Below are 16,727 nucleotides of genomic sequence, written 5' to 3' on the forward strand. Positions count from 1 at the left end.
CGCAGCCGATTGTCCTGGACTGGCGTCGCACTCATTTCTGTTATTGGCGAGGTACGTTTTCATGACACTCAAACCGCTGTTGCTGATTCCCGTCCTGGGGCTTGCCTGCTTGCTCAGCGCCTGCGCCGGGCCGATGCCCCAGCCCGACCCCAGCCAGGCCTGGATTGGCCTGCAGGAAGAGGCGCCCAACGACCTGATGGCCGAACGGGTGGACGGGAAGAAGGTCGACGATGGGCGTTATTTTGAGGTCAAGCCCGGCGCCCATCGCCTGGACGTGACCCTGTTTGAAGAGAGTGTCGGCGACTCCAATCAGCAAGACTGCAATGGCCATATCAGCTACAGCGGCTTCAAGGCCGGTGAACACTACAAACTGGTGGAGTCGAGCCTGGGGACCGAGGTGTCGGTTCGCTTGTATGACGCCAAGGGCAAGCAGGTGGCCAGCACCCATGGCTTTGCCTGCATGCCAGGCTGACGGGGCGGTTTGCGTCACTGAAACAAGGACGTTTCGCTCAAGCTAAAGAGACGGGGCCGACTATAGCGGCACGGTGAGCCGGGTGATGATGGAGGCCTTTATCCAGGCAACCGGGCGTTCGTCATGAAGCAAGAGGCGCAAGCGGCCGTCACCTCCACCGAGGTGGCATTCAATGAAGTGGCTCTAATGATCACCTCCGCACGGCAGCGGGCGGTGCGGGCGGTGAACACTGAACTGGTGGAACTGTACTGGCAGGTCGGCGCCTATATCAGCCGCAAGATCGAGGCGGCGGAATGGGGCGATGGCGTGGTCCAGCAATTGGCGGATTACCTGGCGCGGCAGCAGCCGGGGCTACGGGGGGTTACCCGGGCCAACCTGTTTCGCATGCGCCAGTTTTATGAGATCTATCGCGGTGACGAGAAAGTCGCACCACTGGTGCGACAATTGTCCTGGAGTCACCATCTGGTGGTGATGGGGCAGAGCAAAGGATCAAGTGAACGTGAGTTCTACCTGCGCTTGGCAGTCCAGGAGCAATGGTCACGCAGAGAACTGGAACGACAGATCAAGTCCGCCCTGTTCGAACGCACGCTGACCCGCCCGGCAAGCGCCTCGGCCAGTTTGAGGCAGGCCCGTCCCGAGGCCCTGAAGGTCTTCAAGGATGCCTACATGGTGGAGTTTCTCGGCCTGGCCCAGGGGCATGATGAAGCCGATCTGCACCAGGGGCTGGTGCGCCAGCTCAAGGATTTTCTGATCGAGATGGGGCGCGACTTCTGCTTTGTCGCTTCTGGCTATCCCCTGCAGGTCGGCGGGCGCGATTTTGCCCTGGATCTGCTGCTGTTCCATCGTGGGTTGAATTGCCTGGTGGCCGTTGAACTCAAGGTCGGGCGCTTCGAACCGGAGTACCTGGGCAAGCTGGACTTCTACCTGGAGGCCCTGGACCGCCAGGTGCGCAAACCCCATGAAAACCCGGCGCTGGGCGTGTTGCTCTGTGCGAGCAAGCATGACGAGGTGGTGGAATATGCCCTCAACCGTTCACTGTCGCCGGCGTTGATCGCCGAGTACCGGACCCAACTGCCGGACAAGAAGCTGCTGCAGGCCAAGCTGCAGGAGTTTTATGCCCTGGACACCCAGGCGCGGTGAGTCGAACGGCCATTGTGTCCGGGGTTCTGCACCGCCTTGCTGAGTCCTATGCGCACCCTGGCGCCGACCTTCGGCTCATTCCGGCTCACTGCCGAACCAGTCCGCCAGGCGTGCGCTGGCTTGTTCCCGGACCTCGGCGTTGATATGCGCAGCCACAGCCACCACTGAACCGGCCAGCAGCCCAAGGTCATCGGTGTATCCGGCCCCGGGGAGCAGGTCGGGGACCATGTCCAGCGGCAGTATGAAGTAACCCAGCGCGGCGTAGATGGTGGTCTTGGCCCAGATCGGGGTTTGTGGTCGTTGCGCGGCGTAGTAGAGCCACAGGGCTTTTTGGATCAAGGTCCGGCCGATGCGCGAGGCGTAGCGGCCGATCTTGCGCCAGAGACAGAGTTCAAGGGATTGGGTGGTGGACATGGCGCACTCCTGGGAGATACAGGTCCTGGCCATCGTCGCCGCCCGCGCCCCTGACCGGCAGAGGCCAATATTTCCCTGGCCGTTTCCCAGGCAGGAGCAGGCTTGCCGACGAAGAGGCCGATGACGGCGTCATCAATCCTCTGTCAGGTCAGCGGTGCCAGCGAGAGCCTGCGCTGGCAAGACTGCTCCTGCGCAGGGGCGGTGTATGCGTGGGTGTGCGCTTCAGCCGCGTTGGCGGGCCTCCAGGCGCTGGAACAGCAACATGCCCAGGAGCATCGCCAGGACGAACACCCAGGCTTGCCAGTGCCCGCCCGGCAACAGCACCAGGGCCGGCCCCGGGCAGATCCCGGCGATGCCCCAGCCGACGCCGAACAGCAGGCTGCCACCGATCAGGCGCCGATCGACACTGCGCTTGGCGGGAATCTGCATGGGGGCCCCGAGCAGCGAGCGCGAGCGGCCCATGGCCCAATGGAAGGGCCACCAGGCCGCCGCGATGGCGCCGAGCATCACCAGCGCCAGGGACGGGTCCCAGGTGCCCGCCAGATCGAGAAAGCCCAGGACCTTGGCCGGGTTGGCCATACCCGCCAGCAACAGGCCGATGCCGAACAGCAGGCCAGCGACAAAAGCGCTGAGTTTTCTCATGGCAGCAGCCCCAGTCCGTGGCGCAGCCCCCAGACCGTGGCGAAGCCGGTGCCCATGAAGCACAGGGTGGCGATGATCGAGCGTGGCGACAGTCGGGAAATACCGCAGACCCCGTGGCCGCTGGTGCAACCGGCGCCGTAGCGGGTACCGATGCCCACCAGCAGGCCGGCGCTGATCAGGCCGAGCAGACCGCCCTGGAACTCGGCGACGGGCAGGGCGTGAAACAGGCCCCAGAGCAGCGGCGCCAGCAGCAGCCCGAGGATGAACAGGGCTTTCTCGCCCCAGCCGTCGCTGCCCGGTTGCAGCAGGCTGCCGAGCAGGCCGCTGATTCCGGCGATGCGCCCGTTGGCGACGATCAACAGCCCGGCCGCCAGGCCGATCAACGTGCCTCCGGCCAGGGCCGAGCCCGGGGTGAAATGTGCGGCGTCAAAGAGCATATCGATTTCCTCTGCATGGCCCTTGCTGGTGCAGGGGCCGGTCATGGCTCAGGCATTTCCACCGCGCAACCGCAGCGTCGGTGCGTACGCCTGCGCTGGCAAGCCAGTGCCCATGGGGCATCTGTACCCGCTGTTGCAGGAGCCGGCTTGCCGGCGAAAGGGCCTCAATGGGACAGCCAACCCAGGGCCCCGCCCGCCAGCAGCAGCGCCGCCAGCATGCCGGTGATGGCAAACAGTTGTTGCAGGCGCGGGCCGGCCAGGTGGCTGGCCACTTGTCGTCCCAGTACCAGCCCCACCACCGCACCCAGGGCAAAGGGCGCACCTACGGCCCAGTGCATCACGCCGCTGAGGCTGGCGGTCACCACGCTGCCCAGGGACACCAGGGCAATCACCGCCAAAGAGGTGGCGACGATGCTCTTGCTGTCCAGGTTGGTGTAGCGGCTCAGGGCCGGGATGATCACGAAGCCGCCGCCGACGCCGAGCAACCCCGACAGCAGGCCCGAGAGCATGCCGGTGAAGGTCAGTGCCCGGGCGCAGGGCAGGGTCCAGCGCAAACGGCCCTGGGCCGGGTTGAGCACGCAGGGCAGGAACGCCGGGCGTGGCGCGACCTGGCCCTGTTTCAATTCCAGGCTGGCCTTGCGCAGGATGCGTCCGCAGGCGTACAGCAGCACCAGGGAAAACAGCAGGGCCAGGGGCAGGTTGGGCAGGCGGTGGGCCAGCCACAGCCCCAGCGGCGCCATGAGAATGCCAATGCTGGCGACAAACCCCGCCGCACGGTAGCGCACGATGCCCTGGCGCAGACCCAGCACCGCGCCGACGCTGGCGGCCAAGCCCACCGCCAGCAGGCCGATAGGGGCGGCCTCGACCATGCTCAAACCCAGGCCGAACACCAGCAGTGGCACCGCGAGGATGCCGCCGCCGGCTCCAGTCAGCGCCAGGATCGCGCCAATGACCGCCCCCAGCCCAGCGCCCAAAAGACTGTGTTCATTCATGTCTTCGGGGTGTCCGTGGCCAGGGCCGGTTGTGCCAGCCATTCATGGCCCTTGAGCATGCCGCGCCAGTACAGCGGCGGCAGGATTCGTTCCTTCAGCCACCAGGCGCGACGGGTCGGTTGACGGCCGTCCAGCAGCCAGCGCGGGAAGCTCGGCGCCAGCTTGCCGCCGTAGGTGAATTCGGCGAGGACGATCTTGCCCCGTTCCACGGTCAGCGGGCAGGAGCCGTAGCCGTCGTACTCGGCCAGCCGGGTCAGGCGCTTGAGGGCCACCAGCACGTTGTTGGCCACCACTGGCGCCTGCTTGCGTGCCGCCGCGGCGGTCTTGGCGTTGCTGGTGTTGGTGGCATCGCCCAGGCCGTGGACATTGATGAAGCGCTTGTGGCGCAGGCTATGGGGATCGACATCGACCCAGCCAGCGGCGTCGGCCAGGGGGCTTTGGCGGATAAAGTCCGGGGCGCATTGCGGCGGCACCACGTGCAGCAGGTCGAAGGCACGCTCAAGGGTTTCCTGGCGGCCGTCGGCCAGGGTGCGGACGAAGGTTGCGCGCCTGGCCGGGCCGTTCACCGCCACCAGGTTGTGGCCGAAATCCAGTTCGATGCCGTACTTCTTCACGTATTCCATCAGCGCCGGCACATAGTCCGCCACGCCGAACAGCACGCCGCCGGCATTCAGGAAGCGCGGCTTGATCGACTCCAGGCGGCCGTTGCGCCGCCAGTGGTCGCAGGACAGGTACATGGCTTTCTGCGGCGCCCCGGCGCACTTGATCGGCATTGGCGGCTGGCTGAACAGCGCCTCGCCCTGTTGCAGCTGCTGCACCTGTTGCCAGGTGTAGGGCGCCAGGTCGTAGCGGTAGTTGGAGGTCACGCCGTGGTTGCCCAGGGCCTGGGGCAGGCCGTCGATGGCCGCCCAGTCGAGCTTGAGCCCGGGGCACACCACCAGTTGGTCGTAGCCCAGCACGCGGCCGTCGTCCAGCACCAGGGCGTTGTTGTCTGGTTCGAACAGGCTGACGGCGTGCTGCAGCCACTTGACGCCCTTGGGCATCAGCGCGGCCATGCTGCGTTCGGTGGACTGGGCGCTGAACACCCCGGCACCCACCAGGGTCCAACCGGGTTGATAGTAGTGGCTGCTGGCCGGGTCGATGATCGCCACGTCCAGGTGTGGATCGCGGGACATGAGGCTGGCGGCGACGGCAATGCCAGCGGCACCGCCACCGACGATCAGCACCTGATGGCTGCCGTCGACGGCGCGCAGGGCCGGGTTGAAGGGACGCATGGCAAGTTCTCCGTGTGGAGTCAGTAATCGTTATAGGGTGTTCAGGGGAATCTTCAGGTAGCTCACGCCGTTGTCTTCGGGCTCGGGGAAGTGCCCGCTGCGCATGTTGACCTGCACCGAAGGCAGGATCAGCACCGGCATGTCCAGGGTTGCGTCGCGGGCTTCGCGCATCTTCACGAAGCTGTCTTCGTCGACGCCCTGATGGATGTGAATGTTGTTGGCGCGCTGCTCGGCAACGGTGGTCATGTACTGCAGTTCGCGGCCGTTGGGCAGGTAGTCGTGGCACATGAACAGCCGGGTCTCTGGGGGCAGGGCGAGGATCTTGCCGATGGAACGGTACAGCGTCCGCGCATCAGCCCCGGGGAAGTCGCAGCGGGCGGTGCCGTAGTCGGGCATGAACAGGGTGTCGCCGACAAAGGCCACGCACTCGTCGCCCACCTGCACCAGGTAGGTCATGCAGGCCGGGGTGTGTCCCGGGGTGTGCAGCGCCCGTGCGCTGAGGCCGCCGATGGCGAATTCGGCGCCGTCTTCGAGCAGCACGTCGAACTGGCTGCCATCCCGGGCAAAGGCCGGGGCTTCGTTGAACAGCGCACCGAAGACTTTCTGCACCCGGGTGATCTGATTGCCGATGGCCACTTGGGCCCCCAGCTGGTCCTTGAGGTAGGCGGCAGCAGACAGGTGGTCGGCGTGCACGTGGGTTTCCAGAATCCAGTCGACCCGGGCGTCCAGCTCGCGCACCCGGGCGATCAGGCGGTCGGCGGACTCGGTGCGGGTGCGGCCGGATTTCGGGTCATAGTCCAGCACGCTGTCGATCAGCGCGCAGCGGCGGCTGGCCTGGTCCATCACCAGGTAGCTGATGGTCCAGGTGTGAGGGTCGAAAAAGGCTTCTACACGCAGCGTGTCGCTGATGATCATGGGGCACTCCAGGCAATGAAGGTGAGGGCAGTCTGCGCTGTCGCTCGTCCCTTGGACTGTCAATAAACGTGCCAACCTCGAGCACCCGGATTGGCCACCTGTTCATTGAAGTAGAAGGCCGCAGAGGCTGCCACCAGGTGTTTTTCGAGGCGACTGCCAGCGTCATCTGGCAGTGATATGGCGGTTTGTGACAGAAAATGGCAGAAGGCCGCGGCGTGCTTTAAGCTGCCGCCACTGCCCCGGAGTTGCCCCATGTCCCTGATCGCCACCGACCGTGCCCCGCCGTCCATGTCTGCCCTGGTGTCCTACCTCGAACACGACCCGCAACCGACCATCGTGCTCGACACCGACTACAACATCATCGCCGCCAACACCGCCTACCAGCGCCAGTTCGGCGTGGCCGGCAAGCCCCATGTGGGCGCCAAGTGCTATCGCGTGTCTCACCAGTTCGCCGTGCCCTGCGACCAGGCCGGGGAGCATTGCCCGATGCGCAAGGCCCATGACAGCCGGGTGCCGGAGCGCATGCTGCACATTCATCACACACCTCGCGGCCCCGAGCATGTGGATGTGGAGCTGCGGCCGATCATTGGCGAGGCCGGCACCGTGGTGGCCTATGTCGAACGCCTGAGCTCAGTGGCGGTGGCGTCGGTGCAGCCCCAGCAGAAGGGCCTGGTGGGCCGCTCGCCAGCCTTCAACGAAGCCTTGAGCGCCTTACAGCGGGCGGCCCCGGCGCCGATTCCGGTGTTGCTGCAGGGTGAGTCCGGCACCGGCAAGGAACTCTTTGCCCGTGCCCTGCACGATGGCAGCCCCCGGGCCAGCGGGCCGCTGGTGGTGGTGGACTGCACCGGGCTCACCGAAACCCTGCTGGAAAGCGAATTGTTCGGCTATGAAAAGGGCGCCTTTACTGGCGCCCTGCAACGCAAGATCGGCCTGGCGGAAGCGGCCCACGGCGGCACCCTGTTTCTCGACGAAATCGGCGAGGTGCCCCTGGCCATGCAGGTCAAGCTGCTGCGCCTGATCGAGTCCGGCAGCTTCCGCCCGGTGGGCAGCCTGCGCACCGTGCATTCGGACTTCCGCCTGGTGGCGGCGACCCACAAGCCGCTCAAGGAAATGGTCGCCGCTGGCACCTTTCGCCAGGACCTGTACTACCGCATCAGCGCCTTCCCGATCCGCCTGCCGGCCCTGCGCGAACGCAGCGACGACCTGCCGCTGCTGATCGACAGCCTGCTGCGCCGCCTCGATCCCGGGGTGGTGCCGCGGGTCGATCCCCAGGCTCTTGAGCAGCTGCGCTTGTACACCTACCCAGGGAACATCCGCGAGCTGCGCAACATCCTCGAACGGGCGCGGTTGTTCAGTGATGACGGGGTGATCCGCCCGCAGGACCTGCCGGCAGAACTGCGCAGCCCACAGGCACCGGTCCCGGTGACCCGCCGTCGCACCGGCAAGGACCTGGAACAGCTGGCCCATGCCCTGGAAGTGTTCGACGGCTCGCGCAGCGAGTTGGCCAAGACCCTGGGCCTGAGCGAGCGAACCCTGTACCGGCGGCTCAAGGCCCTGGGCTTGTAGTGGCGCGCAGGGCGCGGGGAAGGCAGCCTCAGCCCTGGGCGGAGTGCTCCTTGAGGGGCAGGTCGCAGGCCATGACCCACATGCCGATCTGCTCCAGGTCGGTGCTGAACGGCACCTCGTCGACTTGGCGCAGGCCGGCGCTTTCATAAAAGCGCCGGGCGCCGCTGTTGCTCTTGAGCACGTCCAGCCACAGGCAGGATTCCCCGGCGGCGCTGGCCCGTTGCAACACGTGTTCGAGCAGGCGCCGGCCATGGCCCTGGCCGGCCTGTGACTTGAGCAGGTAGATCTTCTGCAGTTCGGCCCCGAGCCGGCCGCTGCCCGGCGTCGGGCGGGCCCAGTTGAGCTTGGCAAAGCCGATGGGCTGGTGCTGCGGGTCCAGGGCCAGCAGCCACAGGTGCCGGTCCCGGGCCGCTACGGACGCTTCGAGGTTGGCGGGAGAGAAGTCCTGGTCGAGAAACTGCTGCATGCCGTCAGTCGTCCAGATCGCCGCGAAGTGTTCGCGGTAGGTGGCGCAGCCTATGGCCTGCAGGGCATCGATATCGCGGCTGTCGGCTTCACGGATGGTGATCATGCTTCACTCCTTGAGGGCGGTCGGACCGGGCGCAGCAGCTTAACCCTTGGCGCGAGGAGGCTCCAGTGCGCCGCGGTGAAGGTGCAGGGCACGATGGCGAGCGGTCGTGGTCGTAGTGTTCAGCCCCTTTTTTGCGGCGCGCAGCCTGTCCGCTGTGGCGCCGGTTCTGACTGGAGATGCCATGAGCCAGGCCGTACTTGCTACCGAAACCAATCGCCGCCAGTTGCAGCAGATCATCGCCGGTCTGTCCGACGGGGTGATCCTGATCGAGACCGACAAGGCCCGCAGCCTGCTCTGGGCCAATGAAGCGGCGCTGGCCATGCATGGCGTCGGCGAGGTCGGCGAGCTGGGGGCCAATGTCCGCGAGTACGCCCGGCGCTATGCCTTGCGCTATCGCAACAATCACCCCCTGGCCCTGGAGGCCTATCCCATCAATCGGGTGGCCGCCGGTGAAACCTTCAGCGACGTGGTGGTGGAAGTGCAGGCCGAGATCGACGGCGAACCGCGGCACTGGGTGCACCGGGTGCGCAGCATGATCCTCACCGATCGCAGCGGCGCGCCGGAATCCCTGGTGCTGATCCTCAGCGATGCCAGCGACTGGGCCAGCGCTGAACAGCGCTTTGAAAAGACCTTCAACGCCAACCCGGCGCCAGCGGTGATCTGCCGCCTCAGTGACTTGCGCTATATCAAGGTCAACCAGGGCTTCCTGGAAATGACCGGCTATGCCCGGGACCAGGTGATCGGCCGCTCGGTGTACGAGCTGGATGTGCTGGAGGACGCCGAGCACAAGGACCTGGCCATCGAGCGCCTGGGGCAGGGCGCGACCATTCCGCAGATGCAGGCCGAGCTGCGCCTGCCCGACGGCGGCAGCAAGCTGGTGATCGTCGCCGGCCAGCCCCTGGACATCAACGACGAGGATTGCATGCTGTTTTCCTTCATGGACCTGGAGCCGCGGCGCAAGATCGAGATTGCCCTGCGCCAGAGCGAGGAACGCTTTGCCAAGTCGTTCCGCCTGACCCCGGTGCCGACCCTGGTGTGCAGCGCCGAGCAGCAGATCGTCGACGTCAACGAGGCCTTTCTCAATACCTGCGGCTACAGCAGCGAAGAGCTGCTGGGCAAGAACGTCGGCGCCATCGGGTTCATCGCCGAAGCCGCGGCGGCCAGCCAACTGTTCAGTCAACTGGAGAAGGCCGGCAACGTCGATGGCCTGGACCTCAAGGTGCGCCAGAAGAACGCCGGGCTGATCGATTGCGTGGCCTATGCCGACACCGTGCTCATCCAGGACAGCCCCTGTTACCTGCTGGTGCTGATGGACATCACTGAGCGCAAGCGCTCCGAACTGGAGCTGGTGGGCGCCATCGAAGAAGTGATGCGCGACGCTTCCTGGTTCAGCCGAACCCTGATCGAAAAGCTGGCCAACGTGAGAAGCCCCAAGGCCCGGGACACGCCTGGGGTGTCCTCTGCCGACCTGACGGCCCGCGAGCGGGAAGTGCTGGGGTTGATCTATCAGGGATTGGCAGACAAAGAGATTGCCGCCCAGTTGAAGCTGGCGCCCAACACCGTGCGCAACCATGTCGCCACTCTGTATTCCAAGCTCGGGGTGCACAGCCGGGGCGAAGCCATCGTCTGGGCCCGGGAGCGCGGGCTGTTCGTCGGCACGGTCGGCAGTCGGGGACGCTGAACTGGTGCATATGCACCAGGGCAACCCGTGCAAATGCGCCTTCTTTGCGTGGTGGGTGTTTTCTACCCTTGGAGTTGCCACAGGTCCGGTCAATGGGGCTGTGGCAGAGCACAACCACAGCACAAGGACAGCCCGCATGGGTGATGAACAGAGCAAGGGCACCGTGACCGATCAGGCACCGGCGGTGCTCACCCAGGCCCAATGGCGCGCCTGTATCGAACAGCGCCTGGCGCCCCTGGCCTGCAGTTTCAGCCATGCCGGCGACGGCACCCTGACCCTGCGGGTGTTCGAGCCCGACAGCGGCCGGGTCGATCTGGTGGTCAGCGGGTTGCGCATCAAGTCCCTGCAGAGTGAGGCCGACGTATTGCGGCTCATTGACGAGTTGCTATACGAGCTGGACAGCAACTCCCTGGGCCACCTGTAGCCGCTGCCGAAGGCTGCGAATCCGTCGCAGGAGGTGCTGCTTTTGAGGTCGCTGAAGGTCCTGCGGACCTTTTCGCAGCTTCGCAGGCTCAGCAGCGGCTACAGGGCTGGGTGGGTCAGTTGTCGGCGATCAGGCTTGGCCGGCAATCCAGGCTCAGGCGCGCGCCGCCGCGTTCGCTGCTGCCCACTTCGAGCTTGAAGCCGTGCAGGCTGACAATCGCCGCGACAATCGACAGGCCCAGGCCAAAGCCGCCTTGGGCGTTGCTTTCGTCGACCCGGTAGAAGCGCCGGAACACCGCCGCCCGTTCCGCCGGGGGAATGCCGGGACCTGAGTCCAGCACCTCCAGGCGCGGGCTGCCGTCATCGTCGAGGCCGCGCAGTATCACTTCGCCGCCTGGCGGGGTGAACTTGATCGAGTTGCTCAGCAGGTTGGCCAGGGCCTCGAACAGCAAGGCGCGGTCGCCGGTGAGCCGGGGCAGGCTGGCCGGCACATCCAGCACCAGGGTCAGGCGGCCTTCTTCGGCCAGGGGCAGGTAGAAGTCGTACAGCTCGTGGAGCAGGGGCAGGGGATCGAGTTCGAGGAAGCCCGAGCGCCGTTGCTGGTCCTCCAGTTCGGAGATGCGCAGCAGTCCGCGAAAGCGCGCCATCAAGGTGTCGGCCTCGGCCAGCAGCTGGTCCATCTGCAGGGCCTGGGGCGAACCTTCCTCGGCCTGTTGCTGCAGGCGATAGAGCTGGGCCCGCAGGCGGGTCAGCGGGGTGCGCAGGTCGTGGGCGATGTTGTCGCACACGCCCTTGACCTCGTGCATCAGCCGCTCGATGCGTTCGAGCATGGCGTTGACGATGGCCGCCAGCATGTCCAGTTCGTCACGCCGGTCCGACAGCGGCAGGCGCCGGGTCAGGTCGCCGGCGACGATGGCCTCGGCGCTGGCCTGGATCTGGCGGATACGCCGCAACGGCCGGCGGCGCAGCAGATGCCAGCCGGCGACCCCGGGAATGATGGTCAGGGAAATCCCCCAGAGCAGGGCGTGGAGAATGATCCGGGTCACCGCGAACAGCGAGCCGTTGTCGCGCACCAGCACCAGCCAGCGGCCGTCCCGGGTGTGGGTGGCCACCGCGTCGCAGCTGTCGCGGGGCAGGTTCGTGTCGTCGGAGTCGATGCAGTTCTTCAACTCGTGGATCTGGCCGTCCAGGGGCAGGTCCTCGGGGATCTGCCGGATCGGTCCGCTCAAGGGCCGGCGCTGTTCGTCGAACAGGCCGTAGGCGTCGATGGCGCGCATGTCGAAGGTCATGCTGGTGGCCAGGGCTTCCACCAGTTGCTCGCCTTCGAAGCGCGCGAACAGGTGCTGGCGCTGCATCAGCGAGTGCTTGGCCAGGCTGTCCAGGTAGGTGGAGACTTCGTAGTACAGCACCCCCATGAGGATGCAGCTCCAGGCCACGAACAGCGTGCTGTAGAGCGCCAGCAGGCGGCTGCTGGAGGAGCGCCAGCCCTTAGAGGGGTTCAGCAATGACATAGCCCGAGCCTCGCACGGTGCGGATCAACGGGGTCATGCCGGGCGGGTCGATCTTTTTGCGCAGGCGGCCGATGTGCACGTCGATCAGGTTGGTTCCCGGGTCGAAGTGATAACCCCAGACCTCTTCGAAGATCATCATCCGCGAGAGGATCTGCCCGGTGTTGCGCATGAGGAATTCCAGCAGCTTGTATTCGGTGGGCAGCAGGCTCAGCAACTGGTCGGCGCGGGTCGCTTCGCGGCTGATCAGGTTCAGCTCCAGGTCGGCCACTCGCAGGCTGGTGGCGAAATCCTTGACCGTGTTCTTGCGTCGCAGCAGCACCTCGACCCGGGCCGCCATCTCGTCGGAGGCGAAGGGCTTGGTCAGGTAGTCGTCGCCGCCGGCACGCAGGCCGCGTACTCGTTCGTCGACGTCGGAGAGGGCGCTGATCATCAGGATCGGCGTCGACACACCGATGGTGCGCAGGGTGGTGACGATGGCCAGGCCGTCCAGTTCCGGCAGCATGCGATCCAGGGTGATCAGGTCGTAGTCGCCGCTCACGGCGCGCACCAGGCCTTCGCGGCCGTTGTCCACCCAGTCCACGTCGAGGCCGTGGCTGCTCAGTTCGGCGACGATCTCCCGGGCCGTCACGGCGTCGTCTTCGATGGTCAGAATGCGGGTCATAGGCGTTACCTGCTTAGCGGTTCGTGACACAGGCGGGCATTTTGCCAAGAAACCAGGGGCGGGATTCTAAATAAACTTTCATCTGGCTTGTCGTCCGGTCTGCACGGTTCGAGTCGGGGAGGGTGAAGCTTGATATCATCCGGCCACTTTTTTGCCAGGAGGCGTCACCATGAGTGCCCTGACTCGGGTCGGCTGGAAGCCCTTTTTCGCGGTGTGCCTGTTGCTGCTGTGCAGCGCGGCGGCCCAGGCGGCCAATCAGCCCTGTTCCGGAAAGAAAGGCGGCATCGCCCGTTGTGACGGCGAGCTGTTCCTGTGCAATGACGGTTCCATCAGCGCCTCGAAGAAGAACTGCGCGCTGATGTTCGGCCAACGCTCCTCCACCCCCCGCGCCGAGCCGCTGCTGCGTGATACCCAGGGTTGCACCTGCGGCAGCGGTAGTTTCTGCACCGGGCCACGGGGCGGGGTCTATTGCCTGACGCCCAGTGGCAACAAGAGCTACAAGCGTCGTTAGGCTCTGTACCAAGCGTTTTGAGACGAAGCTCAGGCAAGGCGAAAACGGTCGAGGAACGGCCGGGGGCGCGTTCGACTTTACGGTTTGTAACAGTGCCAATGTTCATAAGGTTCGCGCGGCTGTCGTCGATGCCTTGAACCACTAATTGGGGACAGGGCCCTGACCTTTGGCGGCGGTCGCGCAGGGGCCGTGGTATGTCTTAAAGGCGCCGCTGCCGGGCTTCTGCCGGCCGCGGCTTTTTGTGGCGTGTATCGCAAGTTTCAGAGACAAGGCACTGCTTTGAGGGACACCGTCCTTTTGCTTGGCCCAGATCAATATTTCTGTCAGACAAAAACACTAGATTTGCCCGCGCTCGGTTCTGACAGCCACTTCGGAACCGCGGTGTGACCGCGTCCTTGCCCCAGGACTCCAGGCGGCAGGATGCCGGTAACCCCACTCACTTCTCACGGATGAACCGCAATGCGTCAGATAGACCGCAATTTTGATATTCAGCCGCTGCAGCATGCGGACATGACCATCAGTCTCAACGGCCAGCCGGTCACTGCCGCCCTGGGTGAAACAGTCCTCAGCGTGATCCAGGCCACCGGCCTGCGCCAGGTGGCGCGCAATGATCACGGACAGTTGGTCGGTGCCTACTGCGGCATGGGCGTGTGCCATTGCTGCCTGGTGCAGATCGACGGCCGCCACAAGCGCCGTGCCTGCCAGACCCTGGTCAAGCCGGGCATGCAGGTGCAGACCCTGAGCAACCGCATCAGCGAGACGGAGCCCACGGTATGAGCCTGAACCCGGTGATTGTCGGCGGAGGGCCGGCGGGCATGGCGGCGGCTATCGAACTGGCCAAGCACGGCGTGCGCAGCACTCTGATCGAAGAAGCCTCGCGCCTGGGTGGCGTGGTCTTTCGTGGCCCGCTGCGCGATGGCGTGCAACTGGATTACCTGGGGCCGCGCTACTGCGAGACGCTGGCCAAGCTGCACGGCGAATTTTCCGATCACGAGCAGATGATCGAGGTGCGCCTCAACCACCGGGTGATCGGCGCCGAGGGCCTTGACAGCCTGATGCTGCTGGATGCCGACGAGCAGGTGCAGCGGGTGGCCTATGGGCAATTGTTGCTGGCGGCTGGCTGCCATGAACGCAGCGTACCGTTTCCCGGTTGGACGCTGCCGGGGGTCAAGTTGCTCGGTGGCCTGCAACTGCAGATCAAGAGCGGCGTGGTCAAGCCGCAAGGTCCCGTGGTGATCGCCGGCACCGGGCCCTTGCTGCCACTGGTGGCGTGCCAGTTGCACGCCTCGGGCGTGCGGGTGGCCGGGGTCTACGAGGCCAGTGCCTTGAGCAAGATCGCCAAGCAGAGCCTGGCCCTGCTGAACAAGCCCCAGCTGTTTCTCGACGGCCTGAGCATGCTGGCCTACCTCAAGCTTCACAGCATCCCCCTGCGCTATGGCTGGGGCGTGGTCGAGGCCCAGGGCCAGGACGCCTTGAGCGTGGTCACGGTTGCCCCGTATTCCGCCGACTGGCAGCCGGACATGGCCAAGGCCGAGCGCATCGCCGCCCAGACCCTGGCGGTGGGTTATGGCTTCATTCCCCGCACCCAACTGAGCCAGCAGATGGGCCTGGATCACGGCTTCAGCGATGACGGCTATCTGCGGGCCAACGCCAACGCCTGGCAGCAGAGCAGCGAGCCGCACATCCACCTGGCCGGCGACATGGGTGGGATTCGCGGTGGTGAAGCGGCGATGCTCACCGGCCGCATCGCGGCGCTGTCGATCCTCATGCAGCGCGATGTGCTGAGCAACGAGGCTGCCTTGCAACGGCGCCAGGGCTACGAGCGCAAACTGGCCTCGATCCTGCGCTTTCGTGGCGCGGTGGACCGCTATACCGCACGTGGCACCGGGCAGATAGACCTGCCCAAGGGCGACACGGTGATTTGTCGTTGTGAACACACCACTCGCAACGATATCGAGCGCGCCCTGAGCCAGGGCGTGCAGGACATGGCCAGCCTGAAAATGCGTACCCGGGTGAGCATGGGCGACTGCCAGGGGCGGATGTGCGTCGGCTATTGCAGCGACCGCCTGCGCCAGGCCACCGGACGCAAGGATGTGGGCTGGATTCGCCCGCGCTTCCCGTTGGACCCGATTCCGTTTTCCGCCTTTGCAGCCCCAGACCAGGAGGTCCCCGGACATGAGTAAGTATTACGACGTGGTGATTGCCGGTGGCGGCGTGATCGGGGCGTCCTGCGCCTATCAGTTGTCCAAGCGCAAAGACCTCAGAGTGGCGCTGATCGACGCCAAGCGTCCGGGCAACGCCAGCCGGGCTTCGGCCGGCGGCCTGTGGGCCATCGGTGAGTCGGTGGGCCTGGGCTGCGGAGTGATCTTCTTTCGCATGATGTCGGCCAACCGCAAGCGCGAGGCCCAGGGTTCGGCGGTGGTGGTGGACTCCAGCACCCCGCACATCCTGCCGCAGTCGTTCTTCGACTTCGCCCTGCAGTCCAACGAGCTGTACCCGCGCCTGCACCGCGAACTGATCGGCCTGCACGGCATGGACTTCAAGTTCGAACAGACCGGGCTCAAGTTCGTCATTTATGACGACGAGGACCGCCTGTACGCCGAACACATTGTCGGTTGCATCCCGCACCTGTCCGATCAAGTGCGCTGGCTCGACCAGGCGGCCCTGCGCGCCGCCGAGCCGAAGGTCAGCCACGAAGCCCAGGGCGCCCTGGAGTTCCTCTGCGATCACCAGGTCAACCCCTTCCGCCTGACTGATGCCTACACCGAAGGCGCACGGCAGAACGGCGTGGATGTGTACTTCAACACCAACGTCACCGGGGTCCTGCACCAGGGCAACCGGGTCAGTGGGGTACAAACCGCCGAGGCCGGGCTGTTCCATTGCTCGACCCTGATCAATGCCGCCGGTGCCTGGGCCGCCGAGCTGAGCCTGCAGGCCACTGGGGTGGAGATTCCGGTCAAGCCGGTGAAGGGCCAGATCCTCCTCACCGAGCGCATGCCCAAGCTGCTCAATGGTTGCCTGACCACCAGCGACTGCTACATGGCGCAGAAGGACAACGGCGAGATCCTGATTGGCAGCACCACCGAGGACAAGGGCTTCGACGTCAGCACCACCTACCCGGAAATCAACGGCCTGGTGCAGGGGGCAGTGCGCTGCATTCCCGAGTTGGCCCAGGTCAACCTCAAGCGCTGCTGGGCGGGCCTGCGTCCGGGCTCGCCGGACGAGTTGCCGATTCTTGGGCCGATGGACGGGGTCGAGGGTTACCTCAACGCCTGCGGACACTTCCGTACCGGCATCCTGACCTCGGCGATCACCGGCGTACTGCTGGACAAACTGGTGAACGACGAAGCCCTGCCGCTGGACATCACTCCGTTCCTGGCCCGGCGTTTCGCCACCGCCCCGGTGAAGAAACAGCCCGAACCGGCCTGACAGATCCCCACGGAGATCTGTTGGACTTGCGTAGGAGCTGGCTTGCCAGCGAAAGCGTTTCCGAGAGCACTGCACGGCTCACGGGTCT

18 protein-coding genes are annotated in these 16,727 nt (G+C 65.5%); 9 read left to right on the top strand and 9 right to left on the bottom strand.

The features are described from left to right. Nucleotides 1–61: 61 nt before the first annotated feature. Together PFZ56_RS18655 and PFZ56_RS18660 are read left to right on the top strand one after the other, a co-directional pair. Complete coding sequence (locus tag PFZ56_RS18655) at nucleotides 62–472, top strand: hypothetical protein (RefSeq protein WP_170004963.1); 411 nt, start codon at nucleotides 62–64, stop codon at nucleotides 470–472. Nucleotides 473–595: 123 nt separating this feature from the next. Then, nucleotides 596–1,612 carry a YhcG family protein gene (locus tag PFZ56_RS18660; RefSeq protein ID WP_170004961.1) on the top strand — a complete coding sequence of 339 codons (1,017 nt, stop codon included), beginning with the start codon at nucleotides 596–598 and terminating at the stop codon, nucleotides 1,610–1,612. 75 nt (nucleotides 1,613–1,687) lie between these two features. Here the strand turns inward: PFZ56_RS18660 and PFZ56_RS18665 are convergent, their stop codons facing one another. From PFZ56_RS18665 to PFZ56_RS18690, 6 genes are all read right to left on the bottom strand, one after another. Beyond that, nucleotides 1,688–2,026 (bottom strand): YkvA family protein, encoded by a 339-nt coding sequence (locus PFZ56_RS18665; RefSeq protein ID WP_102864425.1) that lies wholly within the window; start codon nucleotides 2,024–2,026, stop codon nucleotides 1,688–1,690. Nucleotides 2,027–2,248: 222 nt separating this feature from the next. Next, nucleotides 2,249–2,668 (bottom strand): DUF6691 family protein, encoded by a 420-nt coding sequence (locus PFZ56_RS18670; protein ID WP_102879771.1) that lies wholly within the window; start codon nucleotides 2,666–2,668, stop codon nucleotides 2,249–2,251. Beyond that, nucleotides 2,665–3,105 carry a YeeE/YedE family protein gene (locus PFZ56_RS18675; RefSeq protein WP_170004959.1) on the bottom strand — a complete coding sequence of 147 codons (441 nt, stop codon included), beginning with the start codon at nucleotides 3,103–3,105 and terminating at the stop codon, nucleotides 2,665–2,667. The genes PFZ56_RS18670 and PFZ56_RS18675 overlap by 4 nt, the downstream gene beginning before the upstream one ends. A gap of 164 nt (nucleotides 3,106–3,269) precedes the next feature. After that, on the bottom strand, nucleotides 3,270–4,097 hold the full coding sequence (locus PFZ56_RS18680) for a sulfite exporter TauE/SafE family protein (protein ID WP_102879770.1): 828 nt from the start codon (nucleotides 4,095–4,097) through the stop codon (nucleotides 3,270–3,272). Beyond that, nucleotides 4,094–5,371 carry an FAD/NAD(P)-binding oxidoreductase gene (locus PFZ56_RS18685; RefSeq protein ID WP_170003306.1) on the bottom strand — a complete coding sequence of 426 codons (1,278 nt, stop codon included), beginning with the start codon at nucleotides 5,369–5,371 and terminating at the stop codon, nucleotides 4,094–4,096. The genes PFZ56_RS18680 and PFZ56_RS18685 overlap by 4 nt, the downstream gene beginning before the upstream one ends. A 30-nt stretch (nucleotides 5,372–5,401) precedes the next feature. After that, nucleotides 5,402–6,286, bottom strand: coding sequence for an MBL fold metallo-hydrolase (locus tag PFZ56_RS18690; RefSeq protein ID WP_102879768.1), 885 nt, complete (start codon nucleotides 6,284–6,286; stop codon nucleotides 5,402–5,404). A 252-nt stretch (nucleotides 6,287–6,538) separates the two neighbouring features. Here PFZ56_RS18690 and PFZ56_RS18695 point away from each other — a divergent pair, with 252 nt between their 5' ends. Continuing rightward, entirely contained in the window at nucleotides 6,539–7,852 is a 1,314-nt protein-coding gene (locus PFZ56_RS18695; RefSeq protein ID WP_110653418.1) for a sigma-54-dependent Fis family transcriptional regulator, read from the top strand. Nucleotides 7,853–7,880: 28 nt separating this feature from the next. Here PFZ56_RS18695 and PFZ56_RS18700 read toward each other — a convergent pair whose 3' ends face one another. Then, nucleotides 7,881–8,423, bottom strand: a complete 543-nt coding sequence (locus tag PFZ56_RS18700; protein WP_102879765.1) for a GNAT family N-acetyltransferase — start codon at nucleotides 8,421–8,423, stop codon at nucleotides 7,881–7,883. A 181-nt stretch (nucleotides 8,424–8,604) separates the two neighbouring features. On the opposite strand from PFZ56_RS18700, the gene PFZ56_RS18705 reads away from it, so the two are divergent. Continuing rightward, nucleotides 8,605–10,104 carry a helix-turn-helix transcriptional regulator gene (locus PFZ56_RS18705; protein WP_102879764.1) on the top strand — a complete coding sequence of 500 codons (1,500 nt, stop codon included), beginning with the start codon at nucleotides 8,605–8,607 and terminating at the stop codon, nucleotides 10,102–10,104. 136 nt (nucleotides 10,105–10,240) lie between these two features. Continuing rightward, a complete protein-coding gene (locus PFZ56_RS18710) occupies nucleotides 10,241–10,528 on the top strand; it encodes a DUF1652 domain-containing protein (protein WP_060838880.1) in 288 nt (95 codons plus the stop codon). A gap of 115 nt (nucleotides 10,529–10,643) precedes the next feature. Here the strand turns inward: PFZ56_RS18710 and PFZ56_RS18715 are convergent, their stop codons facing one another. Continuing rightward, a complete protein-coding gene (locus tag PFZ56_RS18715; RefSeq protein WP_110597262.1) occupies nucleotides 10,644–12,038 on the bottom strand; it encodes a HAMP domain-containing sensor histidine kinase in 1,395 nt (464 codons plus the stop codon). Continuing rightward, complete coding sequence (locus PFZ56_RS18720) at nucleotides 12,016–12,699, bottom strand: response regulator transcription factor (RefSeq protein ID WP_060838882.1); 684 nt, start codon at nucleotides 12,697–12,699, stop codon at nucleotides 12,016–12,018. The genes PFZ56_RS18715 and PFZ56_RS18720 overlap by 23 nt, the downstream gene beginning before the upstream one ends. Nucleotides 12,700–12,868: 169 nt before the next feature. Between PFZ56_RS18720 and PFZ56_RS18725 the strand changes: the two genes are divergently transcribed. The 4 genes from PFZ56_RS18725 to hcnC all read left to right on the top strand — a co-directional run bounded on the left by PFZ56_RS18725 (nucleotide 12,869) and on the right by hcnC (nucleotide 16,639). Further along, the gene (locus PFZ56_RS18725; protein WP_170003304.1) at nucleotides 12,869–13,210 is read left to right on the top strand and encodes a hypothetical protein; all 342 of its coding nucleotides are present in this window, start codon (nucleotides 12,869–12,871) and stop codon (nucleotides 13,208–13,210) included. Between the two features lie 459 nt (nucleotides 13,211–13,669). Then, nucleotides 13,670–13,987, top strand: coding sequence for a cyanide-forming glycine dehydrogenase subunit HcnA (gene hcnA, locus PFZ56_RS18730; protein ID WP_102864437.1), 318 nt, complete (start codon nucleotides 13,670–13,672; stop codon nucleotides 13,985–13,987). Continuing rightward, the gene (hcnB, locus tag PFZ56_RS18735; protein WP_102864438.1) at nucleotides 13,984–15,393 is read left to right on the top strand and encodes a cyanide-forming glycine dehydrogenase subunit HcnB; all 1,410 of its coding nucleotides are present in this window, start codon (nucleotides 13,984–13,986) and stop codon (nucleotides 15,391–15,393) included. Before hcnA ends, hcnB begins: the two co-directional genes overlap by 4 nt. Further along, nucleotides 15,386–16,639, top strand: coding sequence for a cyanide-forming glycine dehydrogenase subunit HcnC (gene hcnC, locus PFZ56_RS18740; RefSeq protein ID WP_102864439.1), 1,254 nt, complete (start codon nucleotides 15,386–15,388; stop codon nucleotides 16,637–16,639). The genes hcnB and hcnC overlap by 8 nt, the downstream gene beginning before the upstream one ends. Nucleotides 16,640–16,727: the final 88 nt, after the last annotated feature.

Source organism: Pseudomonas danubii (assembly GCF_042980055.1).
GTDB lineage: Bacteria > Pseudomonadota > Gammaproteobacteria > Pseudomonadales > Pseudomonadaceae > Aquipseudomonas > Aquipseudomonas danubii.